General features: G+C 48.1%; 15 protein-coding genes and 1 tRNA gene. 7 read left to right on the forward strand and 9 right to left on the reverse strand.

What is annotated here, in order from left to right; translation table 11 throughout:
• Window positions 1-3: 3 nt before the first annotated feature.
• A tRNA-Arg gene (locus ACO5JD_RS02475) sits at window positions 4-79 on the reverse strand.
• A gap of 117 nt (window positions 80-196) precedes the next feature.
• Window positions 197-1,537, reverse strand: coding sequence for an ADP-ribosylglycohydrolase family protein (locus ACO5JD_RS02480; protein ID WP_484987302.1), 1,341 nt, complete (start codon window positions 1,535-1,537; stop codon window positions 197-199).
• Between the two features lie 111 nt (window positions 1,538-1,648).
• On the opposite strand from ACO5JD_RS02480, the gene ACO5JD_RS02485 reads away from it, so the two are divergent.
• The 5 genes from ACO5JD_RS02485 to ACO5JD_RS02505 all read left to right on the forward strand — a co-directional run bounded on the left by ACO5JD_RS02485 (window position 1,649) and on the right by ACO5JD_RS02505 (window position 7,083).
• Window positions 1,649-2,941 carry an O-acetylhomoserine aminocarboxypropyltransferase/cysteine synthase family protein gene (locus ACO5JD_RS02485; protein ID WP_021625450.1) on the forward strand — a complete coding sequence of 431 codons (1,293 nt, stop codon included), beginning with the start codon at window positions 1,649-1,651 and terminating at the stop codon, window positions 2,939-2,941.
• 76 nt (window positions 2,942-3,017) lie between these two features.
• Window positions 3,018-4,208 (forward strand): NAD(P)-dependent malic enzyme, encoded by a 1,191-nt coding sequence (locus tag ACO5JD_RS02490; protein ID WP_021625451.1) that lies wholly within the window; start codon window positions 3,018-3,020, stop codon window positions 4,206-4,208.
• Between the two features lie 78 nt (window positions 4,209-4,286).
• The gene (locus ACO5JD_RS02495) at window positions 4,287-5,408 is read left to right on the forward strand and encodes an Ldh family oxidoreductase (RefSeq protein WP_021625452.1); all 1,122 of its coding nucleotides are present in this window, start codon (window positions 4,287-4,289) and stop codon (window positions 5,406-5,408) included.
• Window positions 5,409-5,771 (forward strand): DUF488 domain-containing protein, encoded by a 363-nt coding sequence (locus tag ACO5JD_RS02500; protein ID WP_021625453.1) that lies wholly within the window; start codon window positions 5,409-5,411, stop codon window positions 5,769-5,771.
• 34 nt (window positions 5,772-5,805) lie between these two features.
• Window positions 5,806-7,083 carry a glutamate-5-semialdehyde dehydrogenase gene (locus ACO5JD_RS02505; protein ID WP_021625454.1) on the forward strand — a complete coding sequence of 426 codons (1,278 nt, stop codon included), beginning with the start codon at window positions 5,806-5,808 and terminating at the stop codon, window positions 7,081-7,083.
• A gap of 46 nt (window positions 7,084-7,129) precedes the next feature.
• Here the strand turns inward: ACO5JD_RS02505 and ACO5JD_RS02510 are convergent, their stop codons facing one another.
• Window positions 7,130-8,131 (reverse strand): asparaginase, encoded by a 1,002-nt coding sequence (locus tag ACO5JD_RS02510; RefSeq protein ID WP_021625455.1) that lies wholly within the window; start codon window positions 8,129-8,131, stop codon window positions 7,130-7,132.
• A complete protein-coding gene (locus tag ACO5JD_RS02515; protein WP_051317754.1) occupies window positions 8,128-8,652 on the reverse strand; it encodes a DUF1836 domain-containing protein in 525 nt (174 codons plus the stop codon). Before ACO5JD_RS02515 ends, ACO5JD_RS02510 begins: the two co-directional genes overlap by 4 nt.
• Window positions 8,653-8,822: 170 nt before the next feature.
• On the opposite strand from ACO5JD_RS02515, the gene trhA reads away from it, so the two are divergent.
• On the forward strand, window positions 8,823-9,479 hold the full coding sequence (gene trhA / locus ACO5JD_RS02520) for a PAQR family membrane homeostasis protein TrhA (RefSeq protein WP_021625457.1): 657 nt from the start codon (window positions 8,823-8,825) through the stop codon (window positions 9,477-9,479).
• Window positions 9,480-9,592: 113 nt separating this feature from the next.
• The gene (locus tag ACO5JD_RS02525) at window positions 9,593-10,279 is read left to right on the forward strand and encodes a YoaK family protein (protein WP_035438096.1); all 687 of its coding nucleotides are present in this window, start codon (window positions 9,593-9,595) and stop codon (window positions 10,277-10,279) included.
• A gap of 51 nt (window positions 10,280-10,330) precedes the next feature.
• Here the strand turns inward: ACO5JD_RS02525 and ACO5JD_RS02530 are convergent, their stop codons facing one another.
• From ACO5JD_RS02530 to ACO5JD_RS02550, 5 genes are all read right to left on the reverse strand, one after another.
• Entirely contained in the window at window positions 10,331-10,624 is a 294-nt protein-coding gene (locus tag ACO5JD_RS02530; protein ID WP_484987304.1) for a barstar family protein, read from the reverse strand.
• Window positions 10,617-11,135, reverse strand: coding sequence for a ribonuclease domain-containing protein (locus tag ACO5JD_RS02535; RefSeq protein ID WP_484987306.1), 519 nt, complete (start codon window positions 11,133-11,135; stop codon window positions 10,617-10,619). The genes ACO5JD_RS02530 and ACO5JD_RS02535 overlap by 8 nt, the downstream gene beginning before the upstream one ends.
• A 31-nt stretch (window positions 11,136-11,166) precedes the next feature.
• On the reverse strand, window positions 11,167-11,970 hold the full coding sequence (locus ACO5JD_RS02540; RefSeq protein ID WP_484987308.1) for a hypothetical protein: 804 nt from the start codon (window positions 11,968-11,970) through the stop codon (window positions 11,167-11,169).
• Entirely contained in the window at window positions 11,963-13,411 is a 1,449-nt protein-coding gene (locus ACO5JD_RS02545) for a hypothetical protein (protein ID WP_484987310.1), read from the reverse strand. Before ACO5JD_RS02545 ends, ACO5JD_RS02540 begins: the two co-directional genes overlap by 8 nt.
• A gap of 75 nt (window positions 13,412-13,486) precedes the next feature.
• Entirely contained in the window at window positions 13,487-14,692 is a 1,206-nt protein-coding gene (locus ACO5JD_RS02550) for an NADP-dependent isocitrate dehydrogenase (RefSeq protein WP_484987312.1), read from the reverse strand.
• Between the last annotated feature and the right edge of the window lie 24 nt (window positions 14,693-14,716).

The raw sequence follows: 14,716 nt of genomic DNA on the forward strand, positions 1-14,716 counted from the left end.
AAATGGTGCGCCCTGGCGGACTCGAACCGCCAACCTACAGTTTAGAAGACTGGTGCTCTATCCATTGAGCTAAGGGCGCCCGTTACTGCAACTAGTGCAGGGATATCCTACCACGACCTACACCATCTCGTGCCATAAGTATCTTAGATATTGTTGGGAGTGAAAACGCTTTAGAGCAAAGATTGGACAAAAAATATTAAAACAAGCAGGACTCGATCAAATCTTTTGCTCGCAAAGCAGATATCCACTCGACGGGAATAGCATCATAACCATAGAGCACGCCCGCCAATGCACCAGCAATAGCGGCAGTGGTATCAGTGTCCAAACCCAGATTAACTGCAGCAAGTACACAATCTCGATAGCTCGAAGTATTTGCCAAACACCAAAGTGCCGCATCATAGGCATGCTGTACAAAACCACTGGATGCGGGCGCAGGCTTATCCTTCCACTCCCCTGCCACTTCCGCCGCAGTCGCACCAGCTGCCAGACGCTTTAGAATATGAACAAAGCTCACACATAGATTACAACTCAAGGCATGCGCATGAGTAATAGCTGAAACTGCACGGATATCCTTATCGCTTGCAGCGGTAAAGGCAAGAGGAGCTATGCGCATAAGCGAACCATTGCCGTTATCCCACTCGCCGTCACAGCCATACCCCTGTCTCAGTGCCACTGCGGTTGTATTGCCTACATCAAAAGTAATGCCATCAGGCGTATATGCACCCTCATACAACCAGCGGCAAAAACGCTCGCGCATATCAGTAATGTTAATCAAGCCACACGCACGAATGCTGTCACAGGTTGCCAAAGTCATGCTGGTATCGTCTGAAAATGTTCCTGTCTCTTGATCATGTGTTCCGTGACCCACCATGCCTGTACAACAAAAACTTCCACGCTCACAAAACTCATAAGGCACGCCCAAGGCATCCCCTATAGCAAGTCCATAGATTGCTGATTTTAGTTGGGCACGACGTCGTAATGCCTGGGAAGCCATGCTAGCAGCAATGATAGTTTTGGAATCACAAATAAGTCCTGCTTTTACAGCATCCAGAACCTCTGGGATATCAAGCCAAACTACATCGACAAACTCACCTTTATCGGGGGTCGCATCACTTTGATGCACGCCATGCGCTAGGTAAATCATCGTATGTTCATCAGTAAAACCAATCGAACCATATGATGTTGCCAACAACTCAAGTGAAGTCGCAACAAGACCTGTTTCTTCTTTGAGTTCGCGAGCAGCACAAACAGCAGAATCTTCTCCTACCTCGAGTTTTCCTGCTGGAATTTCAAGTGTCAGGTGCCCCACAGATACACGCCACTGGCGCACCAAACACAGCTTGCCATCACGTATGACTGCCACTGCAGCACCCCCATGGTGACGTGCCAGTTCTCTATAAGCAATACTCCCATCAGGACAGCTCACCTTGGAGGTCTCAACCGAAAAAATCTTGCCTGTCCACGCAGTTTGGGTTTGTAGTGGACACTCCTGCAGATTTTCATCGGTTACACAAAGCTTTTGTATGCGGTCAAGCATGCTTGCATCCTCACTTTTTGCCGCTCAAACTGTTAACAAAAATGATACCGACATAGGTGCCCTCTAAGCGCTACGCTTGACAAGTCTGCTACCCAAAGGAAGGGACTTGCTATGAGCATCGATACTACATGCATCCATGCAGGATATCAGGCAGGAAACGGCGAACCGCGCTGCTTGCCAATCTACCTCAGCACCACCTATCACTATGACACAACCGACGCAGTGGCAAATCTTTTTGACCATCCCGAACAAGGTCATATGTATTCCCGCATTACCAACCCCACCTGCGCTGCAGTAGAAGAAAAAATTGCAGCTCTTGAGGGCGGTGCTGCAGCTATGCTAACAAGCTCTGGTCAGATGGCAAGCTTCCTTACCGTTGCCAATCTCTGCAAAGCTGGCGATCACTGCGTAGTTTCCTCCGCGATTTACGGTGGTACGGTAAACCTCTTTACTACCACCCTACCTAAGTTTGACATTACTACCACTTTCGTCTCTCCTCGTGCAACAAAAGAGGAAATCGCCGCAGCCATTCGCCCCGAAACTAAGCTTGTTTTTGGTGAAGTTGTTGCTAACCCTGCCCTCGCCGTACTTGACCTTGAGGCTTTTGCTTCTGCAGCTCACGAAGCGGGGCTGCCCTTAGTTGTGGATAATACCTTCCCCACGCCCGTACTCTGCCGTCCTATCGAATGGGGTGCCGACATCGTTGTGCACTCCACTACCAAGTACATGGACGGTCATGCCATGATTGTCGGCGGCGTCATTATTGACTCAGGCAAATTTGATTGGGCTGCTTCTGGTCACTTCCCCGACTTTACCGAACCTGACGAGTCATACCATGGCACCATCTATACGCGTGATTATGGCAAGATTGCTTTCATCATGAAGGCCCGTATGCAGCTCATGCGTGATTTTGGCGTATATCCCCCCGCAACCAATGCCTTTATTCTCAACGAGACACTCGAGACTCTTGCGCTGCGCATTAGGCGTCATACAAGTACCGCTCAAAAGGTTGCCGAATATCTGGAGGCACGCCCTGAGGTAGATTCGGTCAACTTCCCTGGCCTGAAATCCAATCCCTATCATGAGCTAGCAAATAAGTATCTGCCTGATGGTCCCTGCGGAGTCATTTCCTTTGTGGTAGGAGATGGCAAGGGCAGTAAGGGCGGCAGCCGTGACCGCGCAGCTGCAGTACTTGATCATCTTAAGCTTGTTTCTCAGGAGGTACATGTCTCTGATTCGCAAACCTGTGCCTTACATCCCGCCACTTCGACCCATCGCCAGCTCACCGATGAGCAGCTGCTTGCCGCAGGAATCTACCCTGGTATGATTCGTTTATCCTGTGGTTTGGAAGACTCCGAAGATATTCTTGCTGACCTTGAGCAGGCATTTGCTGCCTTGGCCTAAATCGCAGAATACAAGCGGCATCTTTATGGTGTCGCTTTTTGTTATTGCTCGTTTGAATTAAGTATTTGGAGGACTTATGACATCGAAGGAGCACAAGGATTTTGCCGCATTAGCACTTGAGATGCACCGTCAGCATCACGGCAAAATCGAGGTTATCAGCAAGGTTGCGCTCAATAGTCGTGATGATCTCTCTGTTGCCTATACTCCTGGTGTTGCCGAACCCTGTCGCCAAATTGCCGCCAACCCTGATGCAGTATGGGAGTACACCGCAAAACGCAATCTTGTTGCAGTTGTCTCGGATGGTACTGCCGTACTGGGCTTAGGCGATATTGGACCATTGGCAGCTATGCCTGTCATGGAGGGTAAGTCTATCTTATTCAAACAGTTTGGCGATATCGATGCCTTTCCCATCTGTCTAGACACAAAAGACCCTGATGAGATTGTCGAAACAGTCAAGCGATTGGCGCCCAGTTTTGGTGGTATCAACCTTGAGGATATTTCTGCTCCGCGCTGCTTTGAAATAGAAACACGTCTGCGCCAAGAGCTTGATATTCCTGTCTTTCACGACGATCAACACGGTACAGCGATTGTCTGCTCAGCAGGCCTTCTGAACGCATTGCGTCTTGTTGGGAAAAAGCTCGAGAACACGCGTATTGTTATTAATGGCGCAGGATCTGCTGGTATTTCTATTGCCAAACTGTTGGGTGCGCTCGGTGCTACAAATATTGTTTTATTGGCTCGAAGAGGAGCACTTGCTCCCGGCGAAGACTGGATGAATCCCGCACAAGCAGCCATGGCCGAGTGCACTAACCCCGAGCACATTCACGGCCATCTAGCAGAGGTGCTTCCTAGCCGCGATATCTTTATCGGCGTTTCTGCTCCTCGAGTGCTCGACGCTGAACTCGTCTCAACCATGGCAGATGATGCTATTGTCTTTGCAATGGCAAACCCCACGCCCGAAATCATGCCTGACGAGGCAAAGGCTGGTGGCGCTCGCGTGGTTGCAACGGGGCGTTCAGATTATCCCAATCAGATTAACAATGTGCTTGTCTTCCCAGGAATTTTCCGCGGGGCTCTTGATGCGCGCGCAACCGACATCACTGAGGGCATGAAACTTGCGGCAGCACATGCAATTGCAGACATCGTAAGCGCAGACGAATTAAGCGAAGACTACATCATCCCTAGTGCATTTGATGAGCGCGTTGCCAAAGCCGTAGCAACCGCTGTCGCCAACCAAGCGCACGTTGAAGGTATTGCTCGTACCTAGAACGCAGCATTTGTCGCTTTGCTTGCTACACTGAACTTTATAAGACAAAAATAGGCTCACGACAACGAAAGGCAGACCATGAGTACAGAGACTCGTCCTTATGTTCCTTGGAAGCAAATCGGCGATTTTATGGTTGACGCCTTTGAAGCCTATGGCGTACCGAGGGCCGATGCTGAGATTTGCGCCGATGTCTTAATGGAATCCGACCGTCGTGGTATCGAGAGTCACGGCTGCAACCGCTTTAAGCCTATCTACCTCGACCGTATCAAGCGCGGGACATTGCTACCAGTTACTCATATCGAGATTGTGCGTGAAACCCCAACAACCGTTGTCATGGATGCACACGATGGCATGGGTATGGTTGCCAGCCATAAAATGATGCAAATGCTTATTGAAAAGGCAAATACCCAGGGTATGGCGGGTGGAGCAATCAAAAACTCTACTCACTATGGCATCGCTGGTTATTGGGCCACAATGGCAAGCAATGAGGGTTTAATTGGTCTTACTGGTACCAATGCTCGCCCCTCTATCGCACCAACATTTGGTGTAGACAATATGATGGGTACTAACCCTTTGACCTTTGCTCTACCAACAGATGAGGATTTTCCCTTCTGTATAGACTGCGCCACTTCCATTGTTCAACGTGGTCGTATCGAATATTACGCACGCGAGGGCAAAGAAACCCCTGCAGGTTGTGTTGTTACGGCTGATGGCGGCACCGAAACCGACAGTCAGCAGATACTCAAAGATCTTGTGGAAGGCACAGCAGCCCTCGCTCCTCTGGGTGGCGTAGGTGACGCCACTGCAGGATACAAGGGGTATGGCTATGCTGCAGTTGTCGAAATCCTCTCGGCGGCACTTGCTGGCGGCAAGTTTATGAAGGCGCTCATGGGTGTATCTGCTGATGGAAAGCCGCAGATGTATGGCTTGGGCCACTTCTTCTTTGTGGTTGATCCTGAGGCTTTCTGTGGTCGTAAGACCTTTGAAAAAATTGCTGGCGATATCTGTCGTGCGCTGCGTGCTTCCAAAAAAGCTCCTGGTCAAGAGCGTATTTACACCGCTGGTGAGAAAGAATGGTTGGCGTGGCAAGAGCGTAAGGACAAAGGTGTGCCAGTGGGTTCTGGTGTCCAAGCAGATCTTATTGCCGTTCGAGACGAGCTAGGGCTTCCCTATCATTTTGATTTTGAGGATCTGGGCTAAATGCCGAGCTTTTATATCAAGCGAATTTATGACGAACCAAGCAAAGATGACGGCTTGCGCGTACTGGTAGACCGTCTTTGGCCACGTGGAATGAAAAAAGAGCGGGCAGCACTTGACAGGTGGGAAAAATCCTTGGCACCCAGTCCTGAACTGCGCAAATGGTGGAGTCATGACCCAGAACGTATGGATGAATTTGCCACTGCCTATCAAGCAGAACTCGATGCAAGCGGTGCGGCGGAGGTCTTTGTTGAAGGACTTGCACCAGATGCAAAAGTGACTCTCCTTTTTGCAGCCAAGGATCTCACAATTAACCATGCCGCCATCCTTAAAGACTATCTAACTCAACTCGCAGCGCATAAATAGCGTCGTTGCAATATTGCTGAGAAGGAGAAACACGATGAGTATTCGTGATGATGCTCGCCAGATGAAACTGAGTGCACCTGCGCTTGCTGCCAGCGATATTACTCTTCGCAATCATGCGCTTGGGCTGATAAAGCAAGCCCTGCTTGAGGCTAAAGACACGATTTTTGCAGCAAATGCTGCAGATATACAAGCCGCCAAGGAAGCAGGAATTGCAAGCCAACTCATTAAACGCCTATGCTTTGATGAACACAAATTAAACGATGTGTGTGCAGGTATCGACCAGCTCATTGGTCTTCCCGATCCGCTTGGAGTCATCACACTTAACCGCGAACTTGACGAGGGTCTAGAACTCCGTCGTATAAGCTGTCCCATAGGTGTTATTGGCGTCATCTTTGAAGCACGCCCCGATGCGCTCGTGCAGATTTCAACCCTATGTATCAAGTCGGGCAATTGTGCAATTCTTAAGGGAGGACGTGAAACCGCCAAAACAAATCGTTGTCTTTTTGTTCTCATCCACAACGCTATTCTTAAGGCAGGACTTCCCCAAGCTTGCCTCGTGCAAGCAGAATCCCATGCTGACATTGATGAACTACTGGGTTGTGATGGTGATGTTGACCTGCTAATTCCGCGCGGTTCAAATGCCTTTGTCCGTCACATTATGGACAATACCAAAATCCCCGTAATGGGCCATGCCGATGGAATTTGCCACAGTTTTGTTGAACAGAGCGCGGACTTCGACCAAGCCTTGCGCGTACTTATTGATGCTAAAACACAGTATGTAGTTGCCTGCAATACGACAGAGACTGTCTTAGTACAGCGCAGTATCGTAACGGAATTTCTACCCCGCTTGGCTGCAGCCTGTGAGGCAGTTGGTGTTAGTCTGCACGGCGATGACGAGGTTGCCCACTACATTAAGGTGAAGCCGCTAGGCAAAGACGGCTATACTCACGAATATCTCGCACTTGAACTCAGTGTCAAGCTTGTCGAGAATACCGAAGAGGCAATCGAACATATCAATCGCTACGGCTCTCATCATACCGATGCGATTCTTACCCGCAGTGACACCGAGACTCACAAATTCCAGCAGATGGTTGATTCAGCAGGTGTCTATGTCAATGCCTCAACACGCTTTGCCGATGGCTACCGTTACGGCTTTGGCGCTGAGGTTGGCATTTCCACGGGCAAGATTCATGCGCGCGGTCCTGTAGGACTGGAGGGGCTCGTAAGTTATAAGTATTTGTTGCGTGGACAGAACCATGTTGTAAGTGACTATGCCTCAGGCAAGCGTCAGTTTACCCATCGCGACCTATAAGAGCCAAGTAACACGCAAGTTCAGCTGCAACCTCGATTGGTTTGGACTAGCTACGATCATGGTTGACTGGACGATAAAACAACTCACTGATTTTTGCCGTATCGTGCGTTTGTCCAAGAACCCACATAGTCTTGGCTACAAGCGATTCACTCGTCATGTCGCCACCCTGCAAAATGCCAGGCTTATTGGCGTAAGCACGCCCAACTTCATAGACGCCTAAATCGAGGCCTTCCTCAGGTACCTGTGTTGTCATAACCAAACTGCGACCTGAGGCTATCCATTCATCTATCGCACGCTCATACGATGCATCGGGATACTCTGGAACACCACCAATACCAAAGGTCTCAAGTATGATGGCATCATAGTCCGCCTGAAGCAGAGCAAAAATTGAAGGTTGAAGCTCGGGCGTAAGCTTGATAACAATCACACACTCATCCAACTTGTCATAAAAACAAGGTATTCGAGGTTGTTCAGTGAGTTTATGAGCAGAACTAACACGCACAATTTGGTCATTACGTATGAGCGCAAGGGCTGGATAGTTAACACTTGAGAATGCATTAAAACTCATCGTGCGCTGTTTGCGAGCGCGCGTTCCCGCAATCGCTTCGCCCCCAAAAACCACACTCACATCACTACTCTCATCGTCAAGAGCATAAAGCAGACTTTGGTACACATTAAGTTTGGCATCGGTAAAGGGATTGCCCATAGGCTGCTGTGACCCCGTTAGCACGATTGGCTTGTCGTTGTTTTGGATAAGATACGATAGCGCCGCCGCAGTATATGCCATCGTATCGGTACCGTGTAATACAACAAAACCATCGTACCTGTCGTAATTATCACGAATTTCTCGAGCAATACGTAGCCAGTCGCGAGGGCGCATATTAGTTGAATCGATGTTCATCGGCTGAACAACATCTAGTTTGCACAAACCCTCGATGAGCGGCACCTGCAAGGCTAATTCTTTTCCTGTCATTGCGGGTGAAAGCCCTGCTTCGCCAGCGACCGAGGCAATAGTACCGCCTGTAGCTATAAGCAATATGCGCTTCATGCAGATTCTCCTTGGCTTTGCTTGTCAAGAATATAGCGAACCTGTTTTTCTAAACGAATCTGATTGGCACAGCAGCTCACCAGCTCACATAACAGCTGCTTGAGCTCACTATCCTCATCTGTAGAGATACTCTCTGTACCCTTAATCGCAGTGGAAAAAAGCTCAATAAAACTCTGATAGGCCACTTCACGCGTGTATTGCGCACGCTGAAGCTCTAGCAAACTACGAATATCATCCAGTTGTAGAACCGTCTTAGTGATTGCTACAAAAATAAGATCGCACACATGATTGCGATAATAGAGCTTTTTTATAGGGCAATCGATAATGCCCTGTTTAACATAGTTGGAAATCATTGAAGGCGTCAGATGCACACTACCCAACGGGTCTAGATAACCATTAATCAGTCTGCATGTTTGTTCAAGCAACAGGCCCACATCGGGAATATCTCGCAGCGCAGGCAAATAAAAGTCCGTCAGCACTGCTTGACTAGAAGCTCGCATTTCTTTTCCTGTTTTGCTCACTTTATTTGCTCCTTAGCAACTATGCACGTACGCACATCTTTACAAATTTTATTGTTTAGGTTCTGCTTCGTCAAAGATGGGTTTGTTAATTTGTGTGTACGGTTTTTAATAACCCTATAATCTCATCTTTATATTGATACAATCATGTAAAAGGAACAAAGGAGGTTACTATGCTCGATCGCATTCCTCTACCAAAATATAGCCCCAGCGAAGAAGCTTTTAATGCTATTTCGCATCTTGTAGGCGTCGGACTCGGTCTTTTTGCATTGGGATGGATGTTGCGCTCTGCCCTTGAGGCACCCACTATCCCAATGATTGTCGGCATTGTTATCTATGCACTCTCCCTGATGTTGTTATATGGCGTTAGCACTGCTTACCATGCACTGCCGGTAGGACGGGCAAAGAAAGTGCTACGCATCCTTGATCACTGCTCTATATATTTGTTAATTGCTGGTTGTTATACGCCCATTGCACTCATTGTATTTTGGAATACAGCTGCTGGTAAATTACTGCTTGCAGTGGAATGGGGTATTGCAGCGCTGGGAATTGCCGCTAACGCCTATGATATGACGGCAAAGCCTATCAAGGTACTCAGTCAAATTAGCTACCTTTTGATGGGTTGGGCAATCATGCTTATCCCCTTGCCCACCCTGCTTGAGGTGGGGCAAGGTTGGCTTGGTTGGATCTTTGCTGGTGGGGTAGCCTATACGATAGGCATCATCTTTTATTTGGCGGGAAGCAAACACCCACATATGCACTGTGTCTGGCATATCTTTGTACTGCTTGGGTCAGTCATTCAGATGATTGGTTTTATACGCATGATTTAGGATTGCGAAAACCTTTAAGGTTTGATTCTTGTCAAAACTTTGGCTTGAGTCTTGTACCCAGCAGGGATTGTGCCATTGTTGATAGGGCAAGGTTTACTGCGAAAGGTTTATTTGTGCGATCCAAGGCAATCCAAACATCCGAATCACTTGAACTTGCGCTGGTATTGGCACTATCTGGTGGTCTGATGGATGCCTATTCCTATCTTGCACGAGGCAAGGTATTTGCAAATGCTCAAACAGGCAACCTTCTACTTTTGGGCGTCAATCTTTCTACCAGCAACTGGGATGTAATTGGCCGCTACCTCTCCCCCATCATCGCATTTGCGCTGGGCTGTGCCATCTCCGAGGTAATTCGCCGCTATCACAAAAACGAGACTCCAAAGGAGCCAGGCATCCATTGGCGTCAGCATGTCGTACTTGGAGAAATCGTTTTGCTTGCCATAGTCGCTTGCTTAGGATCCGACTTTAACCTTGTTGCCAACAGTCTGACTTCCCTCGCTTGCGGCATGCAAGTACAAGCTTTCCGCAAACTGCATGGGCATGCTTTTGCAACCACCATGTGTATCGGCAACCTACGTAGTGGTACACAGGAACTCGTCGATTATTTTGATGGAAAGAAAATCTCTCATTTGCGGACAGCAGGACTTTATTATGGTGTGGTCATTACTTTTGTCATCGGTGCTGTTTTAGGTAATGCTCTGCTTGTACACTTAGGACTGCATACCATTACAATCAGCTGCGTTTTGCTAGGCATCAGCTGGCTTCTCATGCACCGCGACAGCCATCGCAAAGCGGCCTAAGCTAATAACCCGCATTTCTTCATCGCTTACAGCCCCGCGATAGGCTGCAGGTTAGCGGACAATGACAAGATCAAGGTCGTCGCGCTGCATAGCAATATCAAAAAGCATGCCGCGAAGCTGCAAACCCCACTCAGCTAGGGGGCCCTTTCCATCAAGCAGCTCAACATGTCTTAGTTCGATAACACAACTAGGAAGTTCCCCCATCAAATCAGCAATCGCATCAAGATTGCGACCACCATCACGTGGTAACAGCAGGGTTTCGTAAATATAATCGAGCGCTTTTTCTCTGTCGTTCATCTTTTTTGCACTAAGAATATAGTGTGGACGCGCTGCGATGTCAGTCATTAACAATCACCTTGCCATTTTGAATCTGCACTTCAGCAAAGCTGTCGTAGTGGTCTTCGGTGTAATAGTACGGACCTGCCCCATTACTACTATCACCATCATCCACATAAATCAGGCGGCGCTCGCCACGAGATTTGCTTTCATCAGTATCAATATCGCATTCACGATAACTCTCCCCTTTTGGCAGCTTGGGCAAGGCACCCTCATAGTTGCCAAAATAGTCGCCTCCAATTGCAGCGCCTGGTATTACATTGCTGGGATTGCCACCAGACCATCCTTGCTTACGTGCTTCTTTTTTACTGACATAGTTGGGTGGTAGCTCGTCGTAGCTTTCCAAATAAAGCACAACACTTTCGAGATCGTAATAGTTTTCACCTTTGGCGATGGTGACTTCACTTTGGCTATCGCCTGCAACGCCACCCTGAGCATTGTTATACGCATGTACTGGTGAAGTCGTCTCACAACCGGTGAGCAAAATAAATACCAGCAGCAGACTGGCAATAATGCCCACTATCTTTACGTTGCAAAATTCACTTTTTCTTTTAGACCAAAAAGTAAAAAGCAAAGCCTAGAACCTCCTCAATAACCCAAGCAAAAAATACTGTCCGAGCAAAATCCCCTGTCCTCAAAAAATACCAGCCACAAAGCACCCGAGACGGTCCATATGCCAATGCGCAGTACACAAACGTACCTGTAAGCGGCGTAAACTCTACCAAACTACCTGCAATAAGTAGCCAAAGCCCCACACAGGGCCAACGCCACATACCAGCTTTGTCTAGCAAACTAGACTGCACAGCAAGTGATAAGGGCGCAAGTACAATGAGCAGATGAAGCGCCATGAAAAAGAGTTGTTGCAAACCCACCGCAACACCTAACTCAGGAGTATCAAACTGAAAATCTGCAAGTACCAAAGGCGTCTCTGGTATCAATGCGGGAGGCAAAAATACAGCAAGCAACTCACCTGCCACACGCACCAACACAAAAAGTAGGATAAATGCAATCAATGTTTGTGGGGTCTCAAGCTGCGGTTTTTTGAATAGATGGTCAAGTAGAGGATCGCTAAAAAGAGCTTTCTTTGCACGAACAGAGCCAACTCCCACTACCAACAATGCCAGCGCCAAGATAAAAGTAAGTAACGGTCCACCGATACATACAAGATAATCTAAGGGTTTGGCCTCCAGCACAAAACCCCAAGGGGACAGATTGAGGATTTGAGAGATAGGATTATTGGTTCCCAGCAACAAAAAAAGGAGAAGCCAGCCACCAAAACAAAGGACAAGTCTTGTAAGCGGGAAGCCTATAGCACGAGATAATCTATCTTTGCCATCTTGCTGGGAGCTACTCATCATTTGTCACCCCCGCTTGCTCAAGAATGACTTCTAAGGGGTAGGCGACTACACGATCAACTCCCACGCCATATTTTTCTCGATAAATTGCCGCACCAGATTCGTAAACAGCGTAAAGTAGACCATCCTTAACGGAAATATCTTCCATCATCGGCGGTAAGCGCAGACACGCAATATAATTTGAATGATATTGAGCTGCCTTTTTACTCGCTTTACGAGCTTTGCTGGCGATGCTTTTTATGGATTCAGTAGCGCTATTTACAAACTTTGCATTAAGGCTGCGCACAGATGGCTTAGTAGCACTTGCAGAACCTGCACCAGCTGAACCCGTCTGAGTACTAGGAGCCTTTGCTGTAGGAGTCGTATCAACACTATCTGTCTGTTTCTTGGCAAAATTTAGGAGTATATCTGCGCTTTTATCAGCTGCCTTTGCGCGCACGCCAGCAAGTTCTGCCACATCTCCTGCCACCGCATGGGCTTCACGTACAAAGGGATCTGCATGCGGGGTACGAGTGTTCTGACGCTCATATACATACAGTCTTGATGATTCAACACCATAGGACTGTGAGACAAATACGTAGTCTTTTGTCAGTGCAACTCCCTGAGCACGCGTAGGGATTTCCCAAGTTTCAGTAGGAGAGTTTGCTACCTCGTCCAGCAGCTCTCCTCCCCAAGTCAGACGATAACGACAAAGAATACCCGGGCTTGCAACATCAAAATATCCCACATACAAACTACCTTCAAAATACTCAACAAAAGATGCACGCTTAGGGCCCGCAATACTTATCTGAGTATCATACTCAAGCAGTTTGTTATCCTCAGCTTTATATGCCTCAAGCTGTTCTAGACTCACTGAGGCAAGTTGTGCTGCTTTGCCCTTGCGCGTTGCAATCCAAAGACGGTCAACTGTATCGTCATACGCTAAACCGCCCACATGAGGTTGCCCCTCCAACACGAGGGTTTTGGCAAGTTTGCCTGTTGCCTTATCAATCATGTAGAGCACAGAATTTGTCTGATATGCACCATCATATGCTGAGACAAAAATCCACTTGTCAGATACGGCAACACCCTGGGGCACCATATGCCTACTCATTGCGGGCAAACCTTCCCAGGCATCAAAACTCCTCGTATGCGCCAGACCTGGCATCAGCGATAATTCATCCAACACAAGCTTTCGCGATGGAGCAAATTTATTAAATAACTCGCGTTCGTAAAGTTCCTGAAAGATGGGAATTTGTGTTGTCTCATTTGCATCAGCATCGGTACCTGCTTCTAAAGATACCGTCACTGGCCCACCGTTCAAAAAGAGATTGAGACGCGCACTTGGCAAATCCTGCCAATCAGGAAATCTCCAATGCCAATGAAATACCATGAGCACAGCTATCACGGCAAATAAAGCCCCAAGAACAAGCGCAAGGATACGGTCAGAATTTGCAAACATAGCCGTACCTCCTCGCGGTTCTGATGACTCGCGCATTGGGTTTGTACCCACAGGACCTGTCATTTAAGCGCTCCGCTACACCTTGAGTCTCTTTGCAATTGCAGCAATAAAACCATGTGTATCTAGCGTCGTGGGATTTGCAATACTTGTGATACGCACAAGGTCTCCCGTCATCTGGCCTGACTCAATCGTATCAATGGTTGCCTGTTCAAGTTTGTCAGCAAAAGCCATAAGCTCGGGCAATCCATCAAGCTCGCCACGTTTGCGCAGGGCGCCTGACCAAGCAAAAATCGTTGCCACAGAGTTGGTGCTAGTAGGCTCACCCTTGAGATGTTTGTAGTAGTGGCGTTGCACGGTGCCATGCGCAGCTTCATACTCGTAGTAGCCATGAGGCGAAACAAGTACCGAAGTCATCATTGCAAGGCTACCAAAAGCGCTCGAAAGCATATCGCTCATCACATCGCCATCATAGTTCTTGCATGCCCAAATAAAACCACCCTCGGACTTCATCACGCGCGCTACCACATCATCAATAAGTGTATAAAAATACTCAATACCCGCCGCCTCAAAGCGCTCGCGATACTCCGCGTCAAAAATCTCAGCAAAGATATCCTTGAAACGATGGTCATAGGTTTTGCTAATGGTGTCTTTGGTGGCAAACCACAAATCCTGCTTGGTAGAAAGCGCAAACTCAAAGCAACTACGTGCAAAACTTTCAATCGAGGCATCAAGATTGTGCATACCCTGAATTATGCCAGGAGCAGTGAACTCTTGAATAAGCTCACGGGTTTCGCTGCCATCTGGTGCAGTAAAGACAAGTTCTGCTTTGCCAGCGCCAGGCACGCGAATCTCAGCATTTTTGTACACGTCGCCATAGGCGTGACGAGCAATGGTAATAGGCTTTTTCCAGCTGCGAACCACCGGATCAATACCGCGTACTACGATAGGCGCACGAAAAACCGTACCATCGAGCATGGCGCGAATAGTGCCATTGGGACTCTTCCACATCTGATGAAGCTTGTACTCTTCCACGCGTTGTGCGTTGGGAGTAATAGTTGCACACTTAACGGCAACACCCAAACGCTTGGTAGCCTCGGCTGAGTCAATAGTTACCTGGTCACCAGTCTTATCGCGATTTTCCAAGCCAAGGTCGTAATACTCACTTTTGAAGTCAATAAACGGCAAAATCAGTTCGTCTTTGATCATCTGCCAGATGATGCGGGTCATTTCATCGCCATCCATCTCGACAAGCGGCGTTTTCATCTGGATTTTGTCAGCCATAAGTCTCCCTTGAGATGCTGGTAG

The organism is Olegusella sp. (genome assembly GCF_057238325.1).

Excerpts from the sequence above, each read along its gene's own strand:
- ACO5JD_RS02480 (WP_484987302.1), bottom strand. The coding sequence starts at position 1,537 with ATGCTTGACCGCATACAAAAGCTTTGTGTAACCGATGAAAATCTGCAG.
- ACO5JD_RS02485 (WP_021625450.1), top strand. The coding sequence starts at position 1,649 with ATGAGCATCGATACTACATGCATCCATGCAGGATATCAGGCAGGAAAC.
- ACO5JD_RS02490 (WP_021625451.1), top strand. The coding sequence starts at position 3,018 with ATGACATCGAAGGAGCACAAGGATTTTGCCGCATTAGCACTTGAGATG.
- ACO5JD_RS02495 (WP_021625452.1), top strand. The coding sequence starts at position 4,287 with ATGAGTACAGAGACTCGTCCTTATGTTCCTTGGAAGCAAATCGGCGAT.
- ACO5JD_RS02500 (WP_021625453.1), top strand. The coding sequence starts at position 5,409 with ATGCCGAGCTTTTATATCAAGCGAATTTATGACGAACCAAGCAAAGAT.
- ACO5JD_RS02505 (WP_021625454.1), top strand. The coding sequence starts at position 5,806 with ATGAGTATTCGTGATGATGCTCGCCAGATGAAACTGAGTGCACCTGCG.
- ACO5JD_RS02510 (WP_021625455.1), bottom strand. The coding sequence starts at position 8,131 with ATGAAGCGCATATTGCTTATAGCTACAGGCGGTACTATTGCCTCGGTC.
- trhA (WP_021625457.1), top strand. The coding sequence starts at position 8,823 with ATGCTCGATCGCATTCCTCTACCAAAATATAGCCCCAGCGAAGAAGCT.
- ACO5JD_RS02530 (WP_484987304.1), bottom strand. The coding sequence starts at position 10,624 with ATGACTGACATCGCAGCGCGTCCACACTATATTCTTAGTGCAAAAAAG.
- ACO5JD_RS02540 (WP_484987308.1), bottom strand. The coding sequence starts at position 11,970 with ATGAGTAGCTCCCAGCAAGATGGCAAAGATAGATTATCTCGTGCTATA.
- ACO5JD_RS02545 (WP_484987310.1), bottom strand. The coding sequence starts at position 13,411 with ATGTTTGCAAATTCTGACCGTATCCTTGCGCTTGTTCTTGGGGCTTTA.
- ACO5JD_RS02550 (WP_484987312.1), bottom strand. The coding sequence starts at position 14,692 with ATGGCTGACAAAATCCAGATGAAAACGCCGCTTGTCGAGATGGATGGC.